Source organism: Nocardia sp. CDC160 (assembly GCF_035818795.1).
Classification (GTDB): Bacteria; Actinomycetota; Actinomycetes; order Mycobacteriales; family Mycobacteriaceae; genus Nocardia.
The window spans coordinates 641476-664364 of record NZ_JAYKYT010000003.1 but is presented as its reverse complement, the minus strand read 5'-3'; the positions used below and the strand labels follow the sequence as shown (position 1 = coordinate 664364).

The window sequence follows — 22889 nt, the reverse complement described above, 5'->3', positions numbered from 1 at the left end:
GGGGCGAGAGAAGTGATCTCGCCGCGTCAGCTCGCCGACGCGCTGGGCCTGCCGCCGCCCACCGACGAACAGGCCGCCGTCATCGCCGCACCCGCGGGCCCGACCCTGGTGGTGGCGGGCGCGGGCGCGGGCAAGACCGAGACCATGGCCGCCCGCGTGGTCTGGATGGTCGCCAACGGACTGGTCGAACCCGAGCAAGTGCTGGGCCTCACTTTCACTCGAAAAGCCGCCCAGCAGTTGACCACCCGCATCCGCACCCGCCTGGCCCGCCTGGCGGGCGCACCGGTCATTCGCGATATCGACCCCACCGGCCGCCTGCGTGGACTGCTCACCTCCTCCGAACCGGAGATCAGCACCTACCACTCCTACGCGGGCCGCCTGCTCGGCGAATACGGTCTGCTGCTGCCCGTGGAACCCACCGCCACCCTGCTCACCCAGACCCAGCTCTGGCAGCTCGCCTACCGCGTGGTGTCCACCTGGGACGGCGACCTCGACACCGACCGCAGCCCGGTCGGCGTCACCGAGGCCGTCTTGGCCCTGTCCGGCCAACTCGCCGAACACTTGGTGGAACCCCACCAATTGGCCACGGCCCATCTGGAGTTGGAACGCCTCGTCCACACCCTCCCGGCCGGACCGCGGCAGAAGGGCGGACCCAAGAAGGCCCTGCTGGATCTCCTGGAAGCCCAGCACGAACGGGTGGCCCTGCTGCCCTTGGTCGAGCGCCTCGCCGAAGAGCTCCGCCGCCGCGGCGCCCTCGACTTCGGCGCGCAGATGTCGCTCTCCGCCCGCCTCGCCGCCACCCACCCGGAAGTCGGTGCCGCCGAACGCGATCGCTTCCGCCTCGTCCTCCTCGACGAATACCAGGACACCGGCCACTCCCAGCGCATCCTCCTGTCCTCCCTCTTCGGCGCGGGCGCAACGACTTCTGAACACGCGATTGGCGGCGACGGCGACGCCCCCCGTCAATCCGGCGCGCGCTTGGCCGGAATCCCCCAACCCGGAGTGGATCCCGCCCAACAGCACGCCGGGACGGGGCAGGCGTCCGCCGACGGCGGACTCAACGAATCGGCAACCTCTACTGGAGTGGGCGGGCGGCGACAGCGGCTCGCGGTGACGGCGGTCGGCGATCCGATGCAGTCGATCTACGGTTGGCGTGGGGCCTCGGCGGCGAATCTGCCGCGGTTCGCGACCGACTTCCCCAGCGCGCCAGGGGTTCCCGCGCCGATCCTGCCCTTGCTCACGAGTTGGCGGAATCCGCCCGAGGCGTTGGATCTGGCGAATCTGGTGTCGGATCCGCTGCGGGAGCGAGCGGCCCGGGGTGGGGGAGTGACCGTCGACGCGCTGCGGCCGCGGCCGGGCGCGGGGGCGGGGACCGTTGCCTTCGCATTGTCGGAAACCGTTGTGGAGGAACGCGATTGGGTGGCGGAGCGGATCGCGGCCGAGTGGGAGGCCGCGACCGATGACGGCCTGCCGCCGCCGACCTCGGCGGTGCTGGTGCGGCGCAATGCCGATGCCGCCCCGCTGGCGGAAGCCTTGCGGGAGCGGGGATTGCCCGTGGAAATCGTGGGCCTGGGCGGGCTGCTGCACACCCCCGAGGTCGCGGATATCGTTGCCACCCTGCGGCTGATCGCCGATCCGGCGGCCGGTAGTGCTGCGGTTCGGATTCTCACCGGCGCGCGCTGGCGCATTGGCGTCTCGGATATCGCGGCCCTCTCGCGGCGAGCGCGCGAGCTGTCGATTCGACGCCCCGCCGGACAGACCGACGCCATCACCGATACCGCCACCCTCGACGAGGCGCTGCGCGAGGTCGCGCCCGAACCCGCCGAGAAGGCCGGACTCGGCGACGCCATCGCGGATCCCGGTGACCCCGAACAGTATTCGACCCAGGGTTACGCCCGCATCGTCGCCCTCGGCCGGGAGCTGTCCGCGCTGCGCGAGCGCGCCGGGCAGCCGCTGGCCGAACTCGTCGCCGACGTGGAGCGCACCATCGGCGTCGGCGTGGAGACCCAGGCCCGCCGCACCCACGCCGCCGCCGGGCGCGAACACCTCGACGCCTTCGCCGAGGTGGTGGCCGGATACTCCGCCGACCACCGCTCCTCCCTGCCCGGACTGCTCGACTTCCTCGCCGCCGCCGAAGAGGTCGAGAACGGTTTGGAGCCCGGCGAAGTCGAGGTCGCCCACGACCGCGTCCAGGTGCTCACCGTGCACGCCGCCAAGGGCCTGGAATGGGAGGTGGTCGCGGTCCCGCACGTGGTGGACGGCACCTTCCCCTCCGGCACCGGCACCGCCACCTGGATGGGCGCGCTGGCCGAACTCCCCACCAGCCTGCGCGGCGACCGTGCACAGGACGACGCCACCGACGGCGTCCCCGTTCTCGACCTCACCGACCTCTACGACCGCGCCGACCTCGAACGTGCCCTGGACGAGCACAAGAAGGCCCTCGCCGCACGCCGCCTGGACGAGGAGCGCCGCCTGTTCTACGTGGCGCTCACCCGCACCGAACGCGCCCTGTTCGTCTCCGCCCACCACTGGGCCGAGACCGGCTCGAAACCCAAGGGCCCCTCCGCTTTTCTGCTCGAACTCAAACACGAATCCGAATCCCCGGACTCGCCCCTGTCCCGCACCGTCCGCATCGACCGCTGGGACGACCCGCCCCTCCCCGACACCCCCAACCCCTTCACCGACAACCCCCCGACCGCCACCTGGCCCCGCGACCCCCTCGGCGCACGCCGCGAATTCGTCGAGGAGGGCGTGGAACTGGTCAAGGCAGCCCTGGAAACCCTCCGCGCCGAATCCCGCCCCCAACAAACCGAATTCGACTTCGGCCCCGATTTCCAGCTCCCCGCACAGAGAACCCCCGCCAGCCGCCGATCCCGTCGCGCCACGTTGAACTCGGCTGCCGGAGAGGCGGATTCGACACACGCGGCGTCATCCGAATCCGCCGCCGAGTCGCCCGCGCCCGCCGCCGAGGCGGATGGATTCGATCTCGACGCCGATCCGGAGGGTTGGGCGGAGGATGTGGATGCTCTCCTCGCCGAGCACCTCGCCGCCGAACAATCCCTCCGCGAGGTCGAACTCCCCGGCCAGCTCGCCGCCACCTCCTTGGTCGATCTGCGCGCCGACCCCGCGAAACTGGCCGCGCGCCTGCGCCGTCCGCTGCCCTACCCACCCAGCCCCTACACCCGCCGCGGCACCGCCTTCCACGCCTGGTTGCAGCGCTGGTTCGCGGGCACCCGCCTGCTCGGCTTCGAGGACCTGCCCGGTGCGGCCGACATCACCGACACCGACGCCGAACTCATGCGTCTGCAGGAAGCCTTCCTCGCCTCACCCTGGGCCGACCGCAATCCGGTCGAGGTCGAGATCTCCTTCGAAACCACGCTCGCGGGCACCGTGATCCGCGGCCGCATGGACGCCGTCTTCCGCCGCCCCGACGGCACCTGGGTGGTCGTCGACTGGAAGACCGGCGCCGAACCGCAACGCGCCGAGGAGGATTCGGTCGCCATCCAGCTAGCCGTCTACCGGCTGGCCTGGGCCCGGCTGGAAGCCGCCCGCAGCGGCCGCTCCGAGGACGAGGTGCTCGCCCGCACGGTGGCCGCCTTCCACTACGTCCGCACCGGCCGCACCATCGCCCCCGAACACCTGCCCGGCCCAACCGAACTCGCCGCCATCATCACCGAGGCGGCTCCCCGCCGCACCCCGCCGACCCCGCCCCAACTGCCCCCGCTCGAGGACCCCTACGACGACGACCCGGGTCCGCCCGAACCCACCGACGTCGAAATGCTGCGTCCCCCGTCGGAGTTCGACATCCCCTTCGACTTCGACCTCGAACCGCCGCCGGATCCGGAATCGCTGCCCCCGGATGCCGGGTGGTAGATCGTCTGCCCGGTACGCTGCGGAGCTGTGTTCGGTGACTCGTCGCGTGGTCTCGGAAATCTGACCGATCGGCCCGATTTCGCCCTGGTCGGCATCCTGCGGGTCCCCACCGCCCAGTCCAGCCCGTGGTATTCGCTCCTACGCCGCATTGCGCTGGCGCTGTTCCTGCTGGTCTTCGCCACCCTGGTGGTCTACATCGGCCGCGACGGCTACCACGACAACGCGCGCGACAAGATGGGCCTGCTCGACGCCGCCTACTACGCCACGGTGTCGCTGTCCACCACCGGCTACGGCGACATCACACCGGTCACCTCCACCGCGCGGCTGGTCAATATTCTCGTGGTGACCCCGCTGCGGATCATGTTCCTCATCGTCCTGGTCGGCACCACCCTGGCGGTGCTCACCGAACGATCCCGGCAGGCGTTCAAGATTCAGCGATGGAGGCGCACCGTGCGTAATCACACCGTGGTCGTCGGCTACGGCACCAAGGGCCGCACCGCCGTGGACGCCATGCTGGCCGACGGCGTGCAGGCCGGGGACATCGTCGTGGTCGACACCGACCCGCAGGTCCTCGAATTCGCCGCCAACGCCGGACTGGTCACCGTGCACGGCTCGGCCACCAAGTCGGATGTGTTGCGGCTGGCCGGAGTTCAGCACGCCTCGGCCGTCGTGGTCGCCACCAACCGCGACGACACCGCGGTCCTGGTCACCCTCACCGCGCGCGAAATCAACCCCAAGGCAAAGATTTCCGCCGCCGTGCGCGAGGCCGAGAACACCCATCTGCTGCGCCAGTCCGGCGCGGACTCGGTGGTCGTCTCCTCCGAGACCGCGGGCCGACTGCTCGGCATCGCCACCACCACCCCGTCCGTGGTCGACATGATCGAGGACCTGCTCACCCCCGAGGCCGGATTCGCCATCTCCGAACGCGAGGTGGAACCCGAGGAAGTCGGCGGCTCCCCGCGCCACCTGCGCGATATCGTGCTCGGCGTGGTCCGCGACGGCCAGCTCATCCGGGTCGGCGACCCCGAGACCGACGCCCTCGAGACCCGCGACAAGCTGCTCTATCTGCGCCGCGTCCAGGCGGGATGACCCGGTCCGGCTAGTCTCGAACCGTGTCAGGTTTTCAGCTGAATGCGGTTCCGGTGCTCTCCCGTACCACTCTCGACCGGGCGGAACACCTCCGCTCCGACGAGCAGGCCCTCAAAGAGGGCTGGGCCCAGGCGAAACTCCTCCGATTGAACAAGCGCGGACAGGTCCGCATGGACGGCGGCCGCCTGGTACTCGAGCCCGCCACCGACCTCGCCGCCGAACGCACCCCCGACGCCGTCTTCCTCGGCGTCGACGGCGACACCCACCTGTGGGCCGTGCGCGACAACGACATCGATGGCACCCTCGTCGATCTGCGCGCCTACGGCACCACCCTGCAACTCGACGACTTCGGCACCGGCCTGCTGTCCACCGCCATCGCCCTGCTGAACTGGCACGACAAGGCCCGCTACAGCTCCGCCGACGGCACCCCGACCGTCCCCGCCAACGGCGGCTGGTCGCGCATCAGCGAGGCCGGGCACGAGGAATTCCCGCGCACGGATCCCGCCGTCATCTGCCTCATCACCGACCCGACCGGCGACCGCGTGCTGCTCGGCCGCCAAAACGTCTGGCCGCAGGGGCTGTTCTCGCTGCTGGCCGGATTCGTGGAGGCGGGGGAGTCGCTCGAGCGCTGCGTCGAACGCGAGATCAAGGAGGAGGTCGGCGTCGACGTCCGCGAGATCCGCTACCTCGGCAGCCAGCCCTGGCCGTTCCCGCGCTCGCTCATGCTCGGCTTCACCGCGGTCGCGGATCCGGAGCAGCCCTTGGCATTCCACGACGGGGAGATTGTCGAGGCGTACTGGTTCACGCGCGAGGAGGTGCGTGAGGCCCTGGCCGCGGGCGCGTGGGGACGTGACAGCGAGGTCTTGCAGACCACCGACCGGAAACTGCTGCTGCCGGGCTCGATTTCGATCGCCCGCACGATTGTCGAATCCTGGGCCGCCGACGCGTAGTTCGAAGCCGCGCAGTCCGAAGACGACCTGAAGCCGCACACCCCTCGGTGTGCGGCTTCAGCCATATCTGCGGCGCTCAGCCGATGGCGGCGAGGGCTTCCTTGACCTGAGCCAGGCTCGGATTGGTGGCGGTCGACCCGTCGCGGTACTTGATCGTCGGCACCACGTGGTTGCCGCCGTTCACGCTGCCGACGAATTCCGCGGCCTCGGGATGCTCTTCGATGTCGATCACCTCGTAGGTGATCCCGGCCTCGTCGAGCTGGGTCTTCAGCCGACGGCAGTAGCCGCACCAAGTGGTCGAGTACATGGTCAGGTCAGTGGCAGTCACGAGTCGTGCAACATACTCCGACCCGATCATGTTCCCTGCTCCGGGGCTGTTGTGAGCCGATCGAAACTCGGGTGTTGACGAGTAGATAGTAAGCGCGCATACTAATTGCATGACGTTCATCGCAGAAGCCACCGCCACTTCGACCGCTACCCCCCCTGCCTTCTTCGCCAAGTGGGCCGACATGGGCACCTGGCACGAATGGAACACCGACACCGAATGGGCTCGGCTCGACGGCACCTTCGAGCAGGGCGCGACCGGCGTCATCAAGCCCAAGGGCGGGCCCAAGACCAAGTTCGTGGTCACCAAGCTCACCGATACCGAATTCATCGACTCGTCCAAGCTGATCGGCGCGCGGCTGATCTTCGCCCACCGGGTCATCGCCATCGACGGGGTCACCACCGTCACCGTCCGCATCACCATGGAGGGTCCGCTGCGCGGACTCTGGACCAAGATCATGGGTAAGGATCTCGCCAAGTCTTTGCAGGGCGATGTCGATGCGCTGGTCGCGGCCGCCGAGGCGGTGCTGGTATGACCAGGTACTGGCTGGGAGTCGTCTCCCGCGATCATGTCCGCCGGGGTGTGGAACTCGGCTTCGCGCAGGCCAATCACGGCAAGCGCGCGGCCGTGGAACGCATGAGCCCGGGCGACGGGCTCGTCTACTACTCGCCGCGCACCGGAATGCGCGAGGGCGAACCGATCAAATCCTTCACCGCCCTCGGCACCATTGCCGAGGGACCGGCGTGGCAGGTCGAGGAACAGGGCGGATGCTTCCGCCCCTGGCGGCGCGCGGTCGACTACGAACCCGAGGCCCGCGACGTGCCGATCGACGAACTGCGCGCCGACCTCGAGCTGACCAGCGTCCCGAATTGGGGAATCGTGCTGCGGCGCGGCCTGGTCGAACTCAGCGCCCACGATTTCGAGGTCATCTCCCGCGCTATGGTCGGCCCGTGACGAATGCAGGACTACACACCGAATTCGAGCACGCCGACGAAAGCCCCGGACTCTTGCTCTGGCAGGTGACCAACCGCTGGCAGGCCGCCCAACGCGCGGCCCTCGCCCCCTTCGACCTGACCCACGTCCAATTCGTCCTGCTCGCCGCCCTGACCTGGCTCACCGGCCGGTCCGGCGGCGACCCCGTCACCCAACGCGATATCGCCGACCAGGCCGCCACCGACCCCATGATGACCTCCCAGGTCCTGCGCACCCTGGAACAAAAGGGCCTCCTCGAACGCCGCGACCACCCCACCGACAAACGCGCCAAATCCCTCGTCCCCACCAAATCCGGCGCGGCCCTGGTCAACCGAGCCATAGCCGCGGTAGAAGCCTGCGACCGAGACTTCTTCTCCCCCCTCGGCGACCGCACCCCCCGCTTCACCGCCGCCCTCCGCCAACTCCGCGACCGCACCTGACTCGCGGCCCGGCGACGCGCCAGCCGCGACGCCCAACCACTCCGCTTGCGCGAATCTCGCGAGCATACGGGCGTATTCGGCCGCGCCGGAGCGGTTGCCGAATCCCCGCTCCTCGTAGGTGTCGATCTTCGGTCAGGTTGCGGTATCGGTCTCGGCGGCCCGCCCCGGGCGATCCGGCCCGGAGCCGGTGCGCCACTTGCCCGCTGACCAGGTCTCCCAGAGCAGGGGCCAGAGGACCAGGGCGGCGACCGCGCAGACCAGGGGGAGGGCGGTCAGGTGGGTGGCGGCGAAGCCGAGTGCGACCGCCAGTGCCGTGCAGGGGAGCGGCCAGGTCAGCAGCCAGCGCCATCCCACGTTGCCGCTGCGGATGCCACTGACGCCGACGACCGCGAAATAGGTTGCGGCACCGCCGCACAGCGCCCAGCCGACGCCCGTGCTCAGGTGGCCGTGGGCGTGATCCATGGCCAGGCCCAGGCCCGCGGCGAGGGTGGCCAGGCCGCCGGTGACGCCGCAGTGGGTGAGCATGATGCGCTGCCAGGGCTCCTTCGCCGTGGCGTCGCTCTCGGTCATCAGCCGCGGGATGAAGCCGAACAGCAGGGTCAGCGCCCACAATCCGGCCAGGATCACGAACGCGGCGAAGGCCAGGCACACCACGACGGCGGTCCACGATTGCCCGCCCAGCGCGGCGATGATGCCGATGACGCCCTCGCCGAGCACGATGATCACGAACAGCCCGAGCCGTTCGCCCAGGTGTGCCGGTTCGGCATGCACCGCTTCGAATGTCGGCACCTTGTCCGGATTCCAGCGGTCCGGATCGAAGCGCGGACTCCGTTGGATCCGCTCGATCCGGGCGCGCAGCCGCTTACGCCCTTCGGCCAGCATCTTCTCCCCGCTGATCGCGAACAGCACGTACAGATCCAGCGCCAGACCCGCGCCCCACAGCCAGAACTTCGCCGGTTCACCGACCCACAGCGAGACGATCCACGGCCACACGCCGAGGGTGAGTTGCGCCGTCGGCCAGTCGACGACGAGCTTGCCCTCGCCCCAGATGCGTTCGGCACCGAGCCGCACCAGCACGTACACCGCCGCGAAGGTGGTGGCATGCCGGTCGGGGATACCGGGCACGGCCGCGGCCATCAGGCCCAGCCCCGCCATGGCACCCAACATCAATCCGACGCGCGTGTTGTTGCCAGCAATGTTGCCGTACAGCGTCATACACGCCCATACCATCCAAAAGGCCAGGTAGAGCACCACGTACAGGCCGAAGTCGCCCAGCGATGGACCGCGATGCAGCAGATGCGTCAGCTGGCCGATGCCCGCCACCGCCACCAGGTCGAAGAACAGCTCCATCCAGCTCGCGTGCCGCTCCTGCGTGCCCGGCGTCTCGGCGCTGCCCGATTCGGGTGTTTCCTTGGCCACCATCGAACGCTAACCGGAGTTCGCGGCACGCACCCGGATTCCGAGCCGCCACGCCGAGGGCCGCCCAACCTGTCGGAGGGCTTTGCCATGATGGAGCGCGTGACTGCCGCGACCGACTCCCAGCTCCGGCTCGACGACCTCGATGCCGAGCAGGCCGCGGCCGTGCGCGCACCCCGGGGACCGGTCTGCGTGCTGGCGGGCGCGGGCACCGGCAAGACCCGCACCATCACCCATCGCATCGCCCATCTGGTCTCGGCCGGGCACGTGCGGGCCGATCAGGTGCTGTCGGTGACCTTCACCGCCCGCGCGGCCGGGGAACTGCGGAACCGGTTGCGGGCCTTGGGTTTGGGTGGGGAGGCCGGGCAGGTGCAGGCGCGCACCTTCCACGCCGCCGCGCTCCGGCAGCTCAAATACTTCTGGCCGCAGGTCGTGGGCGATGTGCCGTGGCGCTTGATCGACGGCAAGTTCCCCCTCGTGGCGCAGGCCGCCGGGCGGGCCGGACTGCCCACCGATACCGACAGCCTGCGCGATCTGATCAGCGAGATCGAATGGGCCAAGGGCTCGCTCATCGCCCCCGAGGACTACGCGGGCGAGGCGGGTCGCCGCCACCGCGACGTGCCCTTCGAGGCCAAGAAGGTCTCGGCGGTCTACACCTACTACGAGGCGCTCAAGACCACCCCCGACGGTCTGCTGCTCGACTTCGACGATCTGCTGCTGCACACCGCGGCCGCGCTCGAGGACTATTCGTCGGTGGCCGAGGAGTTCCGCGGCCGCTACCGGTGTTTCGTGGTCGACGAATATCAGGACGTCACCCCGCTACAGCAGCGGGTGCTCGACGCCTGGCTCGGCGATCGCGACGATCTGACCGTGGTCGGCGACGCCAACCAGACCATCTACTCCTTCACCGGAGCCTCGCCCACCTACCTGCTCGACTTCTCCCGCCGCTTCCCCGATGCCACCGTGGTCCGGCTGGAACGCGATTACCGCTCCACACCGCAGGTGGTCTCGCTGGCCAACCGGGTGATCGGCGCGGCGCGCGGGCGCATCGCGGGCACCCGGCTCCAACTCATCGGCCAGCGCGCGGACGGGCCGGAACCGGTCTTCGCCGAATTCGACGATGAGCCCGCCGAGGCCGCGGCCGTCGCCAAGGCGGTGGCCAAACTGCTCGGAAACGGTGTGCCCGCAGCCGAAATCGCGATCCTCTACCGCATCAACGCTCAGTCCGAGGTGTACGAGCAGGCGCTCACCGAGGCCGGAATCCCGTATCAGGTGCGCGGCGGCGAGGGCTTCTTCAACCGGCCCGAGGTGCGCCAGGCGGTGTCGGCGCTGCGGCAGGCCGCCAATCGCGACGATCTGCCCGACGCCCGTGGCGAACAGGTGGTGACGCTGGTTCGGGCCGCCCTGGCCCAGGTCGGGCTGACCAAGGAGGAGCCCATCGGTGTCCAGGCCCGGGAGCGCTGGTCCTCGCTGGTGGCGCTGGTGCAGCTCACCGAGGAACTCGCCGAACACGAGCCCGAACTGGATCTGAACGGTCTGCTGCGCGAACTCGCCGCCCGCGCCGAGGCCCGGCACGCGCCGACGGTGCAGGGCGTCACCCTGGCCTCGCTGCACGCGGCCAAGGGTCTGGAATGGGATGCGGTGTTCCTGGTCGGCCTGGCCGACGGCACACTGCCGATCCAGCACGTATTGGGCCCGGACGCAACGGTTTCCGACGAATCCGCCCTGGAGGAGGAACGCCGCCTGCTCTACGTCGGCGTCACCCGCGCCCGCGAGCACCTCCAATTGTCCTGGGCCCTGGCCCGATCCGCGGGCGGGCGCAAGGTGCGCCGCCGCTCCCGCTTCCTCATCGGCCTGGTCCCCGACGACTCCCCGGCCTCGCGCATCGCGACCCACACCACCGATCGCCGCCCCGGCCCCAAGCGCGTGCACCCCACCTGCCGCATCTGCGGCCGCCCGCTGCTCAATACCCAGGCCACCATGCTCGGCCGCTGCTCGCGCTGCCCGGCCGACGTCGACACCGAACTCCTCGCGGCGCTCCAGGAATGGCGTCGGGAGAAGGCCGATGAGCTGAAGCTGCCACATTTTGTGGTGTTCAGCGATACGACCCTGACCGCCATCGCCGAACAGCGGCCCTCCGACGACAAGGCACTGGTGGCGATCCCGGGGATCGGGGCCAAGAAGCTGCAGACTTACGGCGCGGATGTGCTGGCCATCGTCCGCTCCCGGCTTCGGGACTCTTCCTAGTCCATATACGAAGTGTGGGCAAGCCCCTAAAACCGCAGGTCAAAAATAGGTTGTGTACATCCGTATGACTACCTAGTGTGGTCTTCGTACCCGGGGCGAGAACCCCGTGTTCCAAAAAACTGATCGCATACGAGTGAAGGAGGGAGGCAGACCAATGAACGGCATCGTGAATTACAACGCAACCGGCGTGACCGCTGGCAGCTTTGCGACGTCATCTGTCATGTCCGCCTCCCGGGGGATCCTCGCGTTCCAGGGGATTCGTATGTCCGGCGTGATTGGCGATCTTGGTCTTCAGGTCTTTGCAAGCAAAGCCCAAGCGGATCAGCAGATCGTGATCGAGCAGGACAAGCCCAAGGGCGACTGGCGACCGGCAGCCGTGTATGCGGCCGTCGAAACCCTGGCAGTTCCGACCGACGCCACCGAGCGTCCGGTCCATCTGCACGCAGTCCGCCCCAACACCACCGACCCAGCGACCGTGATCAGGAGTCGACACCGAAGTCGACTCAGGTAGGGAAATACCTCCCAGACCTCCTGGCCACGGATCGCGAAAAGCGCGAATACCGTGGCCAATGTTATTTCGGCCCTCAGCCCACCGGCACCGGTCTTCGCGAACACACCGAACGACCGAAGCACGAGCTGAAGGAGCCCGACGTGTCTACCACCACGGTCATCCGTGAACGAGTGACATGCCGCAACACCGTGGCCAATACGACCGCCCGCACCCGCCGGGTCGTCGCCCTCACCCTGCCCTGCCGGGTCGGCAACCCCGACCTCTGGTTCGCCGAGTCCCCCGCCCAGCTGGAAGAGGCCAAGGCGCTGTGCGCGTCCTGCCCCATCCGCCAGGGCTGCCTGACGGCCGCCTTGGATCGCGCTGAGCCCTGGGGCGTCTGGGGTGGCGAGATCTTCGACCAGGGTGTGGTCATCGCCCGCAAGCGTCCCCGTGGACGCCCGCGCAAGGTCGCGGTGGCATGAACACCCCCGCATCCGGGGGAGTAGAACGCATACGACCCGCTTACCAGAAGGTAGGCGGGTCGTTTTGCGTAACAAGGAGTTTCGACTCTCGAAGCTCAGGGGCTTCCCCTGAAACCCCTTTCACGAGACCCCAGCTGGTTCCCCGCAATCCCTTTCGCCCGGCCTCCCAGGCGGCCTTGCCCTGGAACCCCTTTCACGCGAATGCTCGGGGGCCTTGGCTTGGAACTCTTTCACGCGAACACTCGGGCGGCCTTGCCCTGGAACTCTCTTTACGCGAACGCTCGGGCGGTCTTCTCCTGGAGTGTCTTGCCACGTCTCGGGAGACTTCTTCCCAGACCACTTGCGAGGTCTCGGGTGTCTTCCTCGAAACGTCTGTTGCCGAGGGCTCCAGTGCCTTTCGGCGCACCGATCCGCTGCGAGCTGTTGGGGTGTCAGCTTGCGGCGCGGAGGGTTTCGGCGTAGCCGGGGACCCAGTCCTTCATGAGTTTCATGAAGGGGACTTCGGCGTCTAGTTGGGCGCAGATGCCTACGGAGCCGCCGAGGACTCGGAAGATCATGACGTGTTCGGCGGGGAGTTGTAGGGAGCGGGCGGTTTTCATCATCTCGGCGTTGGAGATGTCGGTGGCCTTGCCCGCCACGCGCTGCATCCAGCGGCGGGTGAAGTGGAAGGTTTCGGTCTTGATGGGGTCGCTGAAGGGGCGCAGGTAATCCTGAATCTCCTGAATGCTCAGGGTCTTTCCGGGAATCACCCAGCCGTTGTCGTGCAGCAGCGCCGTCAACTCGTCGTAGCGGCCCTCGACCTCGAGCGCCACCATCTGCCCCAGGATCTTGGGGAACCCATTGGGCAGGGGAGCGCACGCGCCGTAGTCGATGACGGCGAGGCGCCCGTCGGGCAGCATCATGAAATTGCCCGGATGCGGATCGGCGTGCAGCAGACCGGCGATCGACGGTGAGCTGAAATGGAATTCGCCCATCAGCCCGGCGACGCGATTGCGCAACTCCCGGGTGCCCTCGGGATCCTCCATGCCCTGTTGAATGATCTTGGAGACGGGCGTGCCGCCGTCCAGCCATTCGGTGACGATCACCTTCGGGGCGCTGGCCACGACCTTGGGCACCAGAAACCGCGGATGCCCGTCGAAGGCCTTGGCGAACTGGCGTTGGTAGCCCGCCTCGATCCGGTAGTCCAGCTCCTCCTCGGTGCGCTCGCTGATCTCCGCCAGGATCGGCTTGACGTCCGCGCCCGGAATGAGCGTGCCCATCATGCCCGCGAACCGATTGAGCGTCTTCAGATCGGCGCGCAGCGCCTCGTCCGCACCCGGGTACTGCACCTTCACGGCCACGACGCGGCCGTCGGACCACACGGCCTTGTGCACCTGCCCGATGCTGGCCGAGGCGGTGGGCGCGTCGTCGAACTCCCGGAAGCGTTGCCGCCAACCGGTTCCCAGCTGCTGATCCAGCTGCCGGTGCACGGCTGCCGCGGGCATGGGCGGCGCGGCGGCCTGCAGTTTGGTGAGCGCCTCGCGATAGTGCTCGCCGAACTCCTCCGGTACGGCGGCCTCCATCACCGACAGCGCCTGCCCGAACTTCATGGCCCCGCCCTTGAGCTCACCGAGTACGGCGAACAGCTGTTCGGCGGCCTTCTGATTCAGTTCGGCATTGATTTCCCGCTTGTCTCCCCCGGCAAGTTTGCGGCCGAAACCCACGGCCGCCCGCCCTGCGATGCCGAGCGGAATCTTGGCCAGCTTGGCATTGCGGGAAGAGCGCTTGCTCACAATCTCTGACACGTTCCCATCATGCCGATGTCCCAGACGGTGCGCCACGGTAATTGGGTGTTTGTTCGGGTCGCGAACGATAGTGGTTTCCGTCACAGTCATACGCTTTCGCCACAACCGCAGCTCGGATGCGCGGGCCAGGCCCGCCGATCCAGGTGCGGAACCTCGAGATCGAACTCCAGGGTGGCGTTCAAACTCGCCGGTGGCCGCGCGGCCCGCCCGAAGCGCACGGTCTCGATCTCCTTCAGCGCCAGCGCCGCCGTCATCGCCACGCCCGCGGGGGAGGCGTACCCCACCCGACCCAGCAATTGCGCGGACAGATGCGGCCAGTCCGGCTCGTAGTCGGTCCGGTGCAGATCCGCGCAACGCAGACAACCGGTTTCGCCGGGTAGCACCAGCGGGCCGACCATGCCGTACCCCTCGCGAATCCGCACCGGCAGATGGGGAATGCGGCGGCGCATGAGCTCGGCGACCAGCCCCGGATCCGGAACCAGGGCGTCGGCCAGTATCACCAGGTCCGGACGTTCGGCGGCCGGGCCATCGGTCCGGTCCTCGCGATAGCGCCCGTGGGAATACTTGGCGCGCAACCCGATCCGCCGCACACCCGTCAGGAGGGCGTCCGCGAGCGGCCCGCGCCCGTGAATCCGCACCGTCCGCAAGCGTGCGCGCGGCTGCGCACCGGCCAATAGATCGGCGTCCGCCATCCGATCCAACAATTCCCGCGTGACCGCGGTATCGAACCCCAATTCCCGCGCCTGCCACAGGATCTCGGCCTCGGTCCGCGACCCGTCCAGCAGCCGCACCAGCGCGGGCACCGCCTCGACGGGCCCCGGCGGCCGCACGATGACCGCACTCTCCGGATGCCACCCGAGCTGGACCGCGCCATTGCGCCGCACCAGCACGCTGATTCGAGGATGGAGCATGGGCCCACGGTTCGCGATGATCGTCGTCATCCCACCAGCGTGCGCGCGCCCGAATACGCGAAAACCCGCGAAAACGCTTGTTCATCAGCGCTTTCGCGGGTTATCCACAACTTCTACTTCGAGTCTTCCCCGTGGGAATCCTCGCCCTTGCCTTCCTTCTCGGCGCGCTCCTTGGCCTCCGTCTCGGCCAACTGCGCCAGCGGATCGTCGAATGCGCTCGTCCCGCCGCCCAGCACCGAATCGATGAAGCCCGCGGGCGAATCCAGATCCGAGGAGTCCGGCAGCAGATCCGGGTGCGCCCAGACGCCGTCGCGCTTCTCCAGTCCGGCGTCGGCGGTCAGCCGCCGCCACAGCGCCGCGGCCTCGCGCACCTTGCGCGGCCGCAGCTCCAGCCCGACCAGGGTGGCGAAGGTCTGCTCGGCCGGACCGCCGGTGGCCCGGCGGCGCCGCAGTGTCTCGGCCAGCGCGCCCGCGCCGGGCAGCCGATCGCCCACCGCGTCGGTGACCACGGTCTCCACCCAGCCCTCGATCAGGGCCAGCAGCGTCTCCAGCCGCTCCAGCGCGGCCTTCTGCTCGGGCGTGGTCTGCGGCTCGAAAGTGCCCTGCGACAGCAGCTCTTCCAGCTTCGACGGATCCTGCGCGAGGGTCATCGGATCCAGGTTCTGCGCGGCCTGCTCGATGGCCGAGAAGTCCATCTTGATGCCGCGCGCGTAATCCTCCACCGCGCCCAGCACCTGCTGCCGCAGCCACGGCACGTGCACGAACAGCCGCTGATGCGCGGTCTCGCGCGCGGCCAGATAGACCAGGATCTCGCTCTCGGGCTGCTCGAGCCCGGTGCTGAATTCCGAGATGGCCGTGGGCAAGAGCGCCGCCGTGCCGTCCGGGCCCAGCGGGAGCCCGATATCGGTGGAGGTCAGCACCTCCTTGGCCAGCTGGCCCAGCGCCTGCCCCAGCTGCGAGCCGAAGGCGAGACCGCCCATCTGCCCGAGCATGCCGAACATCGGGGCCGCGAATTCCTTGGCCTCGGCGGGCAGCGTAGCGGTCCACATGCCCGAAACCTGTTCGGCCACCGGATCACACAGCCGCTTCCAGGTCGGCAGCGTCTCCTCGATCCAGTCGTTGGCGGTCCACGCGACGGTCCTGGTCGCGCCCGCGGGGAAGGTGGTGGCCGAATCCAGCCACAGTTCCGCCAGCCGCGCCGCGTCGGTGACCGCGCTCTGAGTGCCCGCGGCGATCGGCGCGATGGTCGACCCCAGCTGCTGGCGGGCCAAGCGCTTGGCGATGTCGTAATTGACCGGTCCGCCGCTCTGCCCGCCCGGCTGCCCCATGCTCGAGAACATGGCGCCCAGCTGCGTCAGCATCTGACCGAGTTGCGAGGGATCGAATCCGCCGCCGCCCGCACCCCCGAGGGGGAATCCGAACGGGTTGTTCGCACCAGAACCGCTCGACTCGTCCCCGGGCTTGCGCTCCGGGTCGTCGTCGCGATTCGAGAATCCGAACGGAAAATCACTCATGGCATCTACGGTACTGGAGCCGCGGACCACGCGAACCGCCGAGCGGAACGCGGCAATGGCCTTGATGACCAGTACCCTTGGCCGCGTGAACCGCCGCATTGTCACCCTGCTCGCCGCCCTGGTCCCGATTCTGGTGCTGGGCGTCGTGGGCAGTGTCGTCACCGTCCCGTTCGTGGCGCTCGGACCCGGTCCCACCTTCAACACGCTGGGCGTTGTCGAAGGAAAACAGGTGGTCGACGTGCAGGGCGCGGAGGTGAAATCGACCTCGGGCAACCTGAATATGACGACGGTGTCCGTTCGCGACAAGCTGAATATCTTCGAGGCCATCGGCCTGTGGATCGACGGTCAACACGGATTGGTGCCGCGCGCGGAGGTGTATCCCCCCGGACAGTCGCGTGACGAGGTAGACAAATCCAATCAGCAGCAGTTCAAGGATTCCGAGGATTCCGCCGAATTGGCGGCCCTCAACTATCTGAAACTGCCGACCGCGGTGCAGTTGGCGAATGTCTCCGAGGACGGCCCCGCCAAGGAGCTGTTGAAGAAGGGCGACGAGATCGTCAGCATCGACGGCAAGCCGGTCGCCACCACCAAGGATGTCGTCACCGCGGTCTCCTCGACCAAGCCCGGCACCCCGGTGCACCTGGTCGTGCGCCGCGACGGCGCGGAGCAGACCGTCGAGATCCCCGTCGGCGCGCGCCCCGACGACTCGAGCAAGGGCTACCTCGGCGTCACGCCCGACGAGATCAACAAGGGCCCCATCAAGGTCGACTTCAATCTCGGCGAAATCGGCGGCCCCTCCGCGGGTCTCATGTTCACCCTGGCCCTGATCGACAAGCTCACCACCGGCGACCTGTCCGGCGGCAAGTTCGTCGCGGGCACCGGCACCATCGACCCGGACGGCAAGGTCGGCCCGATCGGCGGCATTCAATACAAGATGATCGCCGCCCGCGACGCCGGTGCGGTGACCTTCATGGTCCCCGCCGCCAACTGCAACGAGGCCGCCCAGCGCACGCCCGCGGGCCTGCGCCTGGTCAAGGTCGAAAACCTGTCCGGCGCAGTGCAATCGCTCGAGGATCTCAACGCGGGCAAGGACGTCCCGAGCTGTAGCTGACGGTCAGAACTCGTCGGGGTCGTTCTCGAGGGTGTGACGCAGGGCCTCGACCAGATTGGTGGCGAGGTTCGGGGCCGTGCGCAGCTCGAGATCGCCGAACGGATCCTCCTCGTCCTCGGCGGGCCGGATCTGCAACAGCGACAGCGACGTGCCGTCGCGTAGGACACCCACGAACAGTCGGGCGTCGCGGCGCTCGGCATGGGTGAGGGCGGCGCGGCGACCGGCCTGATCGGCGGCATCGCGATCGGCCAGCAGCGGCGCGATGGCCTCGTCGAGGGTCTGCTCGGCATCGGGCGGCAACACCACGATCTGCTGCACCAGCACACAACCCTCGACCGAGGGCGGCCAACTGGTGGTGCCCAGGAATTCGTCCAGCGCCATGGCGTCGGCCTCCCCGGCGATGTCCTCCGGGAACGGTTCCTGCGCAATGGGAGTCAGCGCATCCTGCTCGTCCAGCTGATCCAGCAGCGCGGGCTCGGCGGCCACCAGATCGGCGGTCGGCACCAGCGCGAACATCTGCGGCGGCCGATCCCACCCCTCCCCGTCGACATACTCCGCGACTTCCCGAATACACCGGTACAGGGCCGACGCCGCCCACTGCTCTGGATTCACCCGGCCATCCTCGCATCGCCACACACCGCCGGGGAGCGCGGGGCGCGGCCACCTGGAGAGCGGGCGCGGCGACCAGAAGCGCGGAGCGAGCGGAAGCATGCGGGCAACCGGACGCGCGAGGTGAGCGGAAGCGCGTCGTGGGGGATTGTCTCGGGGCGGGCCCGTCTGGTGTCGGCTCGGGTGCGGTGGTGCGGGTCGATGTGTGCTCGGAAGCTTGGGGATAGGGGCATGCGGCGCTGCGCTCTCAGCGAAAGTCCGGCCGCGGGTGGCGGATCGGCGGTGGTGATCATCGGCGTGATCAGCCGGTTCGCGCCGCACCCCCGCATGCCCGACATGTCCGGATTCGGGCTGCGCGGCAGGTGTCGGGCCGCCGGACGGGCGTTTTACGTAGAGTGGGGCGCGGACGGTCCCCTGGGGACCAACTCGAATCATCGGACTGCGGTGCTCCGGGCCGGTCGACCCGGCGTGGAATGCCGCCGGACCCTGGGAGAGTGGCATCGTGGGCATGCGCCCCCCGACCGGCTTACCTTCGCTGTCCCGACGCAGCCGCATACTGCTCGTCACAGCCCTGGTGCTGGCCGCCCTGTTACTGGTCGGGCCCCGGCTCACCGACGCGTACACCAACTGGCTGTGGTTCGGCGAGGTTGGATTCCGCAACGTCTACACCACGGTGCTGTTCACGCGGATCGTGCTGTTCCTGGTGGTCACGATCGTGGTGGCGCTCATCATCTGGGCGGCCCTGCTGCTGGCCTACCGGTCGCGGCCGGTCTTCGTCCCGGTCAGCGGTCCCGGCGATCCGATCGCGCGCTACCGCACCACGGTGATGGGTCGGCTGCGCCTGTTCGGCATCGGCATTCCGCTGGTGATCGGCATTCTCTCCGGTCTGGTCGCCCAGTCCAGCTGGGTGACGGTGCAGCTGTTCCTGCACGGTGATTCGTTCGGGGTGACCGATCCCCAGTTCCACCTGGACATCGGCTTCTACGCCTTCGACCTGCCGTTCTACCGCATGGTCCTGAACTGGCTGTTCGTCGCCGTGGTGATCGCCTTCTTCGCGAACCTGGTGGCGCACTACGTGTTCGGCGGCCTGCGGCTGTCCGGGCGTGAGGGCGCGCTGTCCACCTCGGCGCGTGTCCAGCTGGCGGTGATCGCGGGAATCTTCGTGCTGCTCAAGGCCCTCGCATACTGGCTCGACCGGTACTCGCTGCTGTCGAGCAGCCGCAAGGAGCCGACCTTCACCGGCGGTTCCTACACCGACATCAACGCGGTGCTGCCCGCCAAGCTGATCCTGCTGTCCATCGCGGTCATCTGCGCCATCGCCTTCTTCGCCGGAGTCGTGCTGCGCGACTTGCGGATTCCGGCCATGGCGGCGGCCCTGCTGTTGCTGTCCTCGGTGTTGGTCGGCGCGGTGTGGCCGCTGCTGGTGGAGCAGTTCTCGGTGAAGCCGAACGCGGCCACCAAGGAGAGCGCCTACATTCAGCGCAATATCGAGGCGACCCGCGCGGCCTACGGGCTCACCCCCGACAAGGTCGAGTACGTCGACTACAAGAGCGGCGGCCAGGTCTCGCCCGCGCAGTCGCTGGCCGATCAGCAGACCATCGGCAATACCCGTCTGCTGGACCCGAACTTGTTGACGGCCACCTTCACCCAGCGCAATCAGCTGCAGAACATCTACGGCTTCCCCGAGACCCTGGCCATCGACCGTTACGCGGTCAACGGCCAGACCAGCGACTACGTGGTGGCCGCGCGCGAACTGCAGCCCGCGAATCTGGCCGACAACCAGAAGGATTGGATCAACCGGCACACCGTGTACACGCACGGCAACGGTTTCGTGGCCTCGCCCGCCAACAAGGTGAACGCCGCCCCACCCAACGACCCGAACCAGGTGGGGCAGGGCACGGGCGGCGACGCCAGCGGCGGCTACGGCTACCCGGTGTTCTCGGTGCCGGGTCCCAACGGCACCGACCTGAAGACCGTCAGCGACCTCGGCACCCCCGAGAACCAAGAGGCGATCCCGGTCTCGCAGCCGCGCATCTACTACGGTCCGCTGATCTCCAAGACGGACGCCGACTACGCCATCGTCGGTGCGAACAACCAGCCGCCGCGCGAATACGACACCAACGATTCGCAGTTCACCTACAACGGTGAGGGCGGCGTGCGCATCGGGAACTGGTTCAACCGGCTCGCCTTCGCGGCCAAGTACGCCGAGCGCAACATCCTGTTCTCGGGTGCGATCGGCTCGGATTCGAAGATCATCTTCAATCGCAATCCGCGCGACCGCGTCACCCAGGTAGCCCCGTGGCTGACCGCCGACGGCGATGTCTACCCGGCCGTGGTGAACGGCCGCATCCTGTGGATCGTCGACGCGTACACCACGCTCGACAACTACCCCTACGCGCAGAAGACCCCGCTCGACGGTGCGGTCGAGGACAGCATCGATCAGACGACGGGGCGTCTACTACCGCGCAAAGAGGTTTCCTACATCCGGAATTCGGTGAAGGCCACCGTCGACGCCTACGACGGCACCGTCACGCTGTACCAGGTCGACAAGACCGATCCGGTGCTGAAGGCGTGGAGCAAGGTCTTCCCGGGCTCGGTCAAGCCGGAGGAGTCCATCAGCCCGGAGTTGCGCCAGCACTTCCGGTATCCCGAGGACCTGTTCAAGGTGCAGCGCGAGATGCTGGCGAAGTACCACGTGGACGATCCGCGAGAGTTCTTCACCAACAACGCCTTCTGGTCGGTGCCCAACGATCCGACCCAGGAGGGCGCGGCCGCCAGCGCGCATCAGCCGCCGTACTACGTACTGATCGGCGATCCGAAGACGGGCAAGGCGCAGTTCAATCTGACCAGCGTGATGGTCGGCTACAAGCGCAACTTCCTGTCCGCCTACATCCAGGCGCATTCGGATCCCGACAACTACGGCAAGCTCACGGTGCTGAAACTGCCGGAGTCGGCGGCGCAGGGCCCGGGCACGATCCACAACCAGATGACCAGCAATGGCAATGTGGCGTCGTTCCGAACCCTGTTGACCGGAACCAATGGCAACAAGCTCAAATACGGCAACCTGTTGGCCTTGCCGGTCGGCAATGGCGGCATCATCTATGTCGAGCCGTGGTACCTGGAACGCGCGACCTCCACGAACGCACCGTCTTTCGCGCAGCTGGTGAAGGTGCTGGTCAGCTACAACGACAAGATCGGTTACGGCTCGACGGTCAAGGAGGCGCTGGCCCAGGTCGCACCCTCCGAACTCGCCAACGCCGCGCTCGATGTGCCGGGCCAGACGGTGACGCCACCGACACAGGGCGGTGCCACCACACCGCCGCCCACCCCGACACCGCCCGCAGCGACCGGTTCCAGCAATAAGGACGCGGCGGTCAAGCAGCTCGACGACGCCTTGAAGGCGGTCCAGGACGCGCAGAAGTCCGGCGATCTGGGCCAGCTGGGCAAGGCGCTGGAGCAGTTGCAGAACGCGGTGAACAACTACGAGAAGCCGGGCGGCTAGCCGCTACGTGCGAAGGAAGGCGCTGTCATCCCTTGGATGACAGCGCCTTTCGCGTATCCGGGGGCGTTGTGGACGATCTTGCGTTCCAGACTGCCCTCGATGGAGGAAATCAGCGTTCGACACGGAACTCATGGAGCTATTGCGCTGCCTTCGGCCGCCAGCTGGTCTGGATTCCTGGGCAATCGCAGTATCGAGAGGCGGAAATGATCTACCTTTCGATGAAACGGAGCAACCCATGTATCTCGTGACCGGAGCCACCGGCACCGTCGGCCGGGCCGTGGTCGACCAGCTGCTGGCCGCGGGCCTGCCGGTGCGGGCGATCACCCGCCGACCCGAAGCCGCCGACCTGCCCGCCGGTGTCGAGGTGGTGCGCGCCGATCTCGGTGACCCGGACTCACTGCCGCCCGCGCTGGTCGGTGTCCGCAAGGCCTTCCTGTCCACCACCGGCACCGAGATCCCAAGGCATGACGCGAATCTCGCCTTCGCGGCCGTCGCGGCCGGGGTCGAGCACATCGTGAAGCTGTCCTCCGGTCGCGCCGGGGATCCGGCCGCGACCGATCCGATTCCGGCCTGGCACCGCGCGGGCGAGGACGCGGTGCGCGCGAGCGGTATCGCCTGGACCATGGTGCGCCCCATGGGATTCATGTCCAATGCCCTGCACTGGGCGCGCTCGGTGCGTGAATCGTCCACCGTCCGTGCGCCTTTCGGTCACGGCCGAATCGCGGTGGTGGACCCGCACGATATCGCTGCGGTCTCGGTCGCCGCGCTCATCGAGCCCGGCCACGCCGGGCGGGTCTACGTCCTGACCGGTCCGCAGGCGCTCTCACCGGGTGAGCAGACCGCCATCATTGCCGAAATCATCGGCCGCCCACTGCGATTCGAGGAGATCTCACCGGAGGCCGCGGAGGCCGATCTGCTGCGCTTCGGCGTGGCCCCCGAGATGGCCGCGGCCATCATGGCCCTGCGCGCCACGGCGCTGGAGTCCTTCACCTCGACGGTGCATCCGACGGTCGCGGACGTCACGGGCCGGTCACCGCGAACCTTTCGGGAATGGGCGCTCGAGAATAGGGCACAATTTACTGCCGCATAATAAGAATTGTTGCCTGTGAATAGCGAAAGGTGCTGTCATCGCCATTGATGACAGCACCTTTGCATTTCTTCCGGTATGGGAAGG

At 68.2% G+C, this 22889-nt stretch carries 18 protein-coding genes; 12 read left to right on the top strand and 6 right to left on the bottom strand.

Going from position 1 to position 22889, the window contains the following annotated elements:
• Nucleotides 1-15: 15 nt before the first annotated feature.
• The 3 genes from VMT40_RS17750 to nudC are packed head-to-tail and all read left to right on the top strand — an operon-like array spanning nt 16 to nt 5912.
• On the top strand, nt 16-3873 hold the full coding sequence (locus VMT40_RS17750; protein WP_326360223.1) for an ATP-dependent helicase: 3858 nt from the start codon (nt 16-18) through the stop codon (nt 3871-3873).
• 27 nt (nt 3874-3900) lie between these two features.
• Nucleotides 3901-4962 (top strand): potassium channel family protein, encoded by a 1062-nt coding sequence (locus VMT40_RS17745; RefSeq protein ID WP_326359402.1) that lies wholly within the window; start codon nt 3901-3903, stop codon nt 4960-4962.
• Nucleotides 4963-4985: 23 nt separating this feature from the next.
• Nucleotides 4986-5912: an NAD(+) diphosphatase gene (gene nudC, locus VMT40_RS17740; RefSeq protein ID WP_326359400.1), complete on the top strand. Its 927-nt coding sequence runs from the start codon at nt 4986-4988 to the stop codon at nt 5910-5912.
• Between the two features lie 76 nt (nt 5913-5988).
• On the opposite strand, the gene VMT40_RS17735 is transcribed toward nudC, so the two are convergent.
• Nucleotides 5989-6240 (bottom strand): mycoredoxin, encoded by a 252-nt coding sequence (locus VMT40_RS17735; protein ID WP_326306711.1) that lies wholly within the window; start codon nt 6238-6240, stop codon nt 5989-5991.
• A gap of 109 nt (nt 6241-6349) precedes the next feature.
• Between VMT40_RS17735 and VMT40_RS17730 the strand changes: the two genes are divergently transcribed.
• The 3 genes from VMT40_RS17730 to VMT40_RS17720 are packed head-to-tail and all read left to right on the top strand — an operon-like array spanning nt 6350 to nt 7649.
• The gene (locus VMT40_RS17730) at nt 6350-6772 is read left to right on the top strand and encodes a hypothetical protein (RefSeq protein ID WP_326359398.1); all 423 of its coding nucleotides are present in this window, start codon (nt 6350-6352) and stop codon (nt 6770-6772) included.
• Nucleotides 6769-7191 (top strand): EVE domain-containing protein, encoded by a 423-nt coding sequence (locus tag VMT40_RS17725; protein WP_326359396.1) that lies wholly within the window; start codon nt 6769-6771, stop codon nt 7189-7191. The genes VMT40_RS17730 and VMT40_RS17725 overlap by 4 nt, the downstream gene beginning before the upstream one ends.
• Complete coding sequence (locus tag VMT40_RS17720) at nt 7188-7649, top strand: MarR family winged helix-turn-helix transcriptional regulator (protein WP_326359394.1); 462 nt, start codon at nt 7188-7190, stop codon at nt 7647-7649. Before VMT40_RS17725 ends, VMT40_RS17720 begins: the two co-directional genes overlap by 4 nt.
• Before the next feature lie 132 nt (nt 7650-7781).
• Here VMT40_RS17720 and VMT40_RS17715 read toward each other — a convergent pair whose 3' ends face one another.
• Nucleotides 7782-9068 (bottom strand): low temperature requirement protein A, encoded by a 1287-nt coding sequence (locus tag VMT40_RS17715; protein ID WP_326359392.1) that lies wholly within the window; start codon nt 9066-9068, stop codon nt 7782-7784.
• A 90-nt stretch (nt 9069-9158) separates the two neighbouring features.
• On the opposite strand from VMT40_RS17715, the gene VMT40_RS17710 reads away from it, so the two are divergent.
• From VMT40_RS17710 to VMT40_RS17700, 3 genes are all read left to right on the top strand, one after another.
• On the top strand, nt 9159-11312 hold the full coding sequence (locus VMT40_RS17710; protein ID WP_326360222.1) for an ATP-dependent DNA helicase UvrD2: 2154 nt from the start codon (nt 9159-9161) through the stop codon (nt 11310-11312).
• 154 nt (nt 11313-11466) lie between these two features.
• Entirely contained in the window at nt 11467-11823 is a 357-nt protein-coding gene (locus VMT40_RS17705; RefSeq protein ID WP_326359391.1) for a hypothetical protein, read from the top strand.
• Nucleotides 11824-11963: 140 nt separating this feature from the next.
• On the top strand, nt 11964-12284 hold the full coding sequence (locus VMT40_RS17700) for a WhiB family transcriptional regulator (RefSeq protein ID WP_442789997.1): 321 nt from the start codon (nt 11964-11966) through the stop codon (nt 12282-12284).
• Between the two features lie 431 nt (nt 12285-12715).
• Here VMT40_RS17700 and VMT40_RS17695 read toward each other — a convergent pair whose 3' ends face one another.
• The 3 genes from VMT40_RS17695 to VMT40_RS17685 form a co-directional block, all read right to left on the bottom strand.
• Nucleotides 12716-14068: an ABC1 kinase family protein gene (locus VMT40_RS17695; RefSeq protein WP_326359389.1), complete on the bottom strand. Its 1353-nt coding sequence runs from the start codon at nt 14066-14068 to the stop codon at nt 12716-12718.
• Nucleotides 14069-14154: 86 nt separating this feature from the next.
• Nucleotides 14155-15009, bottom strand: coding sequence for a TOMM precursor leader peptide-binding protein (locus VMT40_RS17690; RefSeq protein ID WP_326359387.1), 855 nt, complete (start codon nt 15007-15009; stop codon nt 14155-14157).
• A gap of 83 nt (nt 15010-15092) precedes the next feature.
• Nucleotides 15093-16493 (bottom strand): zinc-dependent metalloprotease, encoded by a 1401-nt coding sequence (locus tag VMT40_RS17685; protein ID WP_326359385.1) that lies wholly within the window; start codon nt 16491-16493, stop codon nt 15093-15095.
• Between the two features lie 85 nt (nt 16494-16578).
• Between VMT40_RS17685 and VMT40_RS17680 the strand changes: the two genes are divergently transcribed.
• Nucleotides 16579-17604: a YlbL family protein gene (locus VMT40_RS17680; protein WP_326360221.1), complete on the top strand. Its 1026-nt coding sequence runs from the start codon at nt 16579-16581 to the stop codon at nt 17602-17604.
• A 3-nt stretch (nt 17605-17607) separates the two neighbouring features.
• On the opposite strand, the gene VMT40_RS17675 is transcribed toward VMT40_RS17680, so the two are convergent.
• Entirely contained in the window at nt 17608-18216 is a 609-nt protein-coding gene (locus VMT40_RS17675; RefSeq protein ID WP_326306721.1) for a PPA1309 family protein, read from the bottom strand.
• Between the two features lie 499 nt (nt 18217-18715).
• On the opposite strand from VMT40_RS17675, the gene VMT40_RS17670 reads away from it, so the two are divergent.
• Nucleotides 18716-21715 carry a UPF0182 family protein gene (locus VMT40_RS17670; protein ID WP_326359383.1) on the top strand — a complete coding sequence of 1000 codons (3000 nt, stop codon included), beginning with the start codon at nt 18716-18718 and terminating at the stop codon, nt 21713-21715.
• A gap of 235 nt (nt 21716-21950) precedes the next feature.
• On the top strand, nt 21951-22805 hold the full coding sequence (locus VMT40_RS17665) for an NmrA family NAD(P)-binding protein (protein ID WP_326359382.1): 855 nt from the start codon (nt 21951-21953) through the stop codon (nt 22803-22805).
• Nucleotides 22806-22889: the final 84 nt, after the last annotated feature.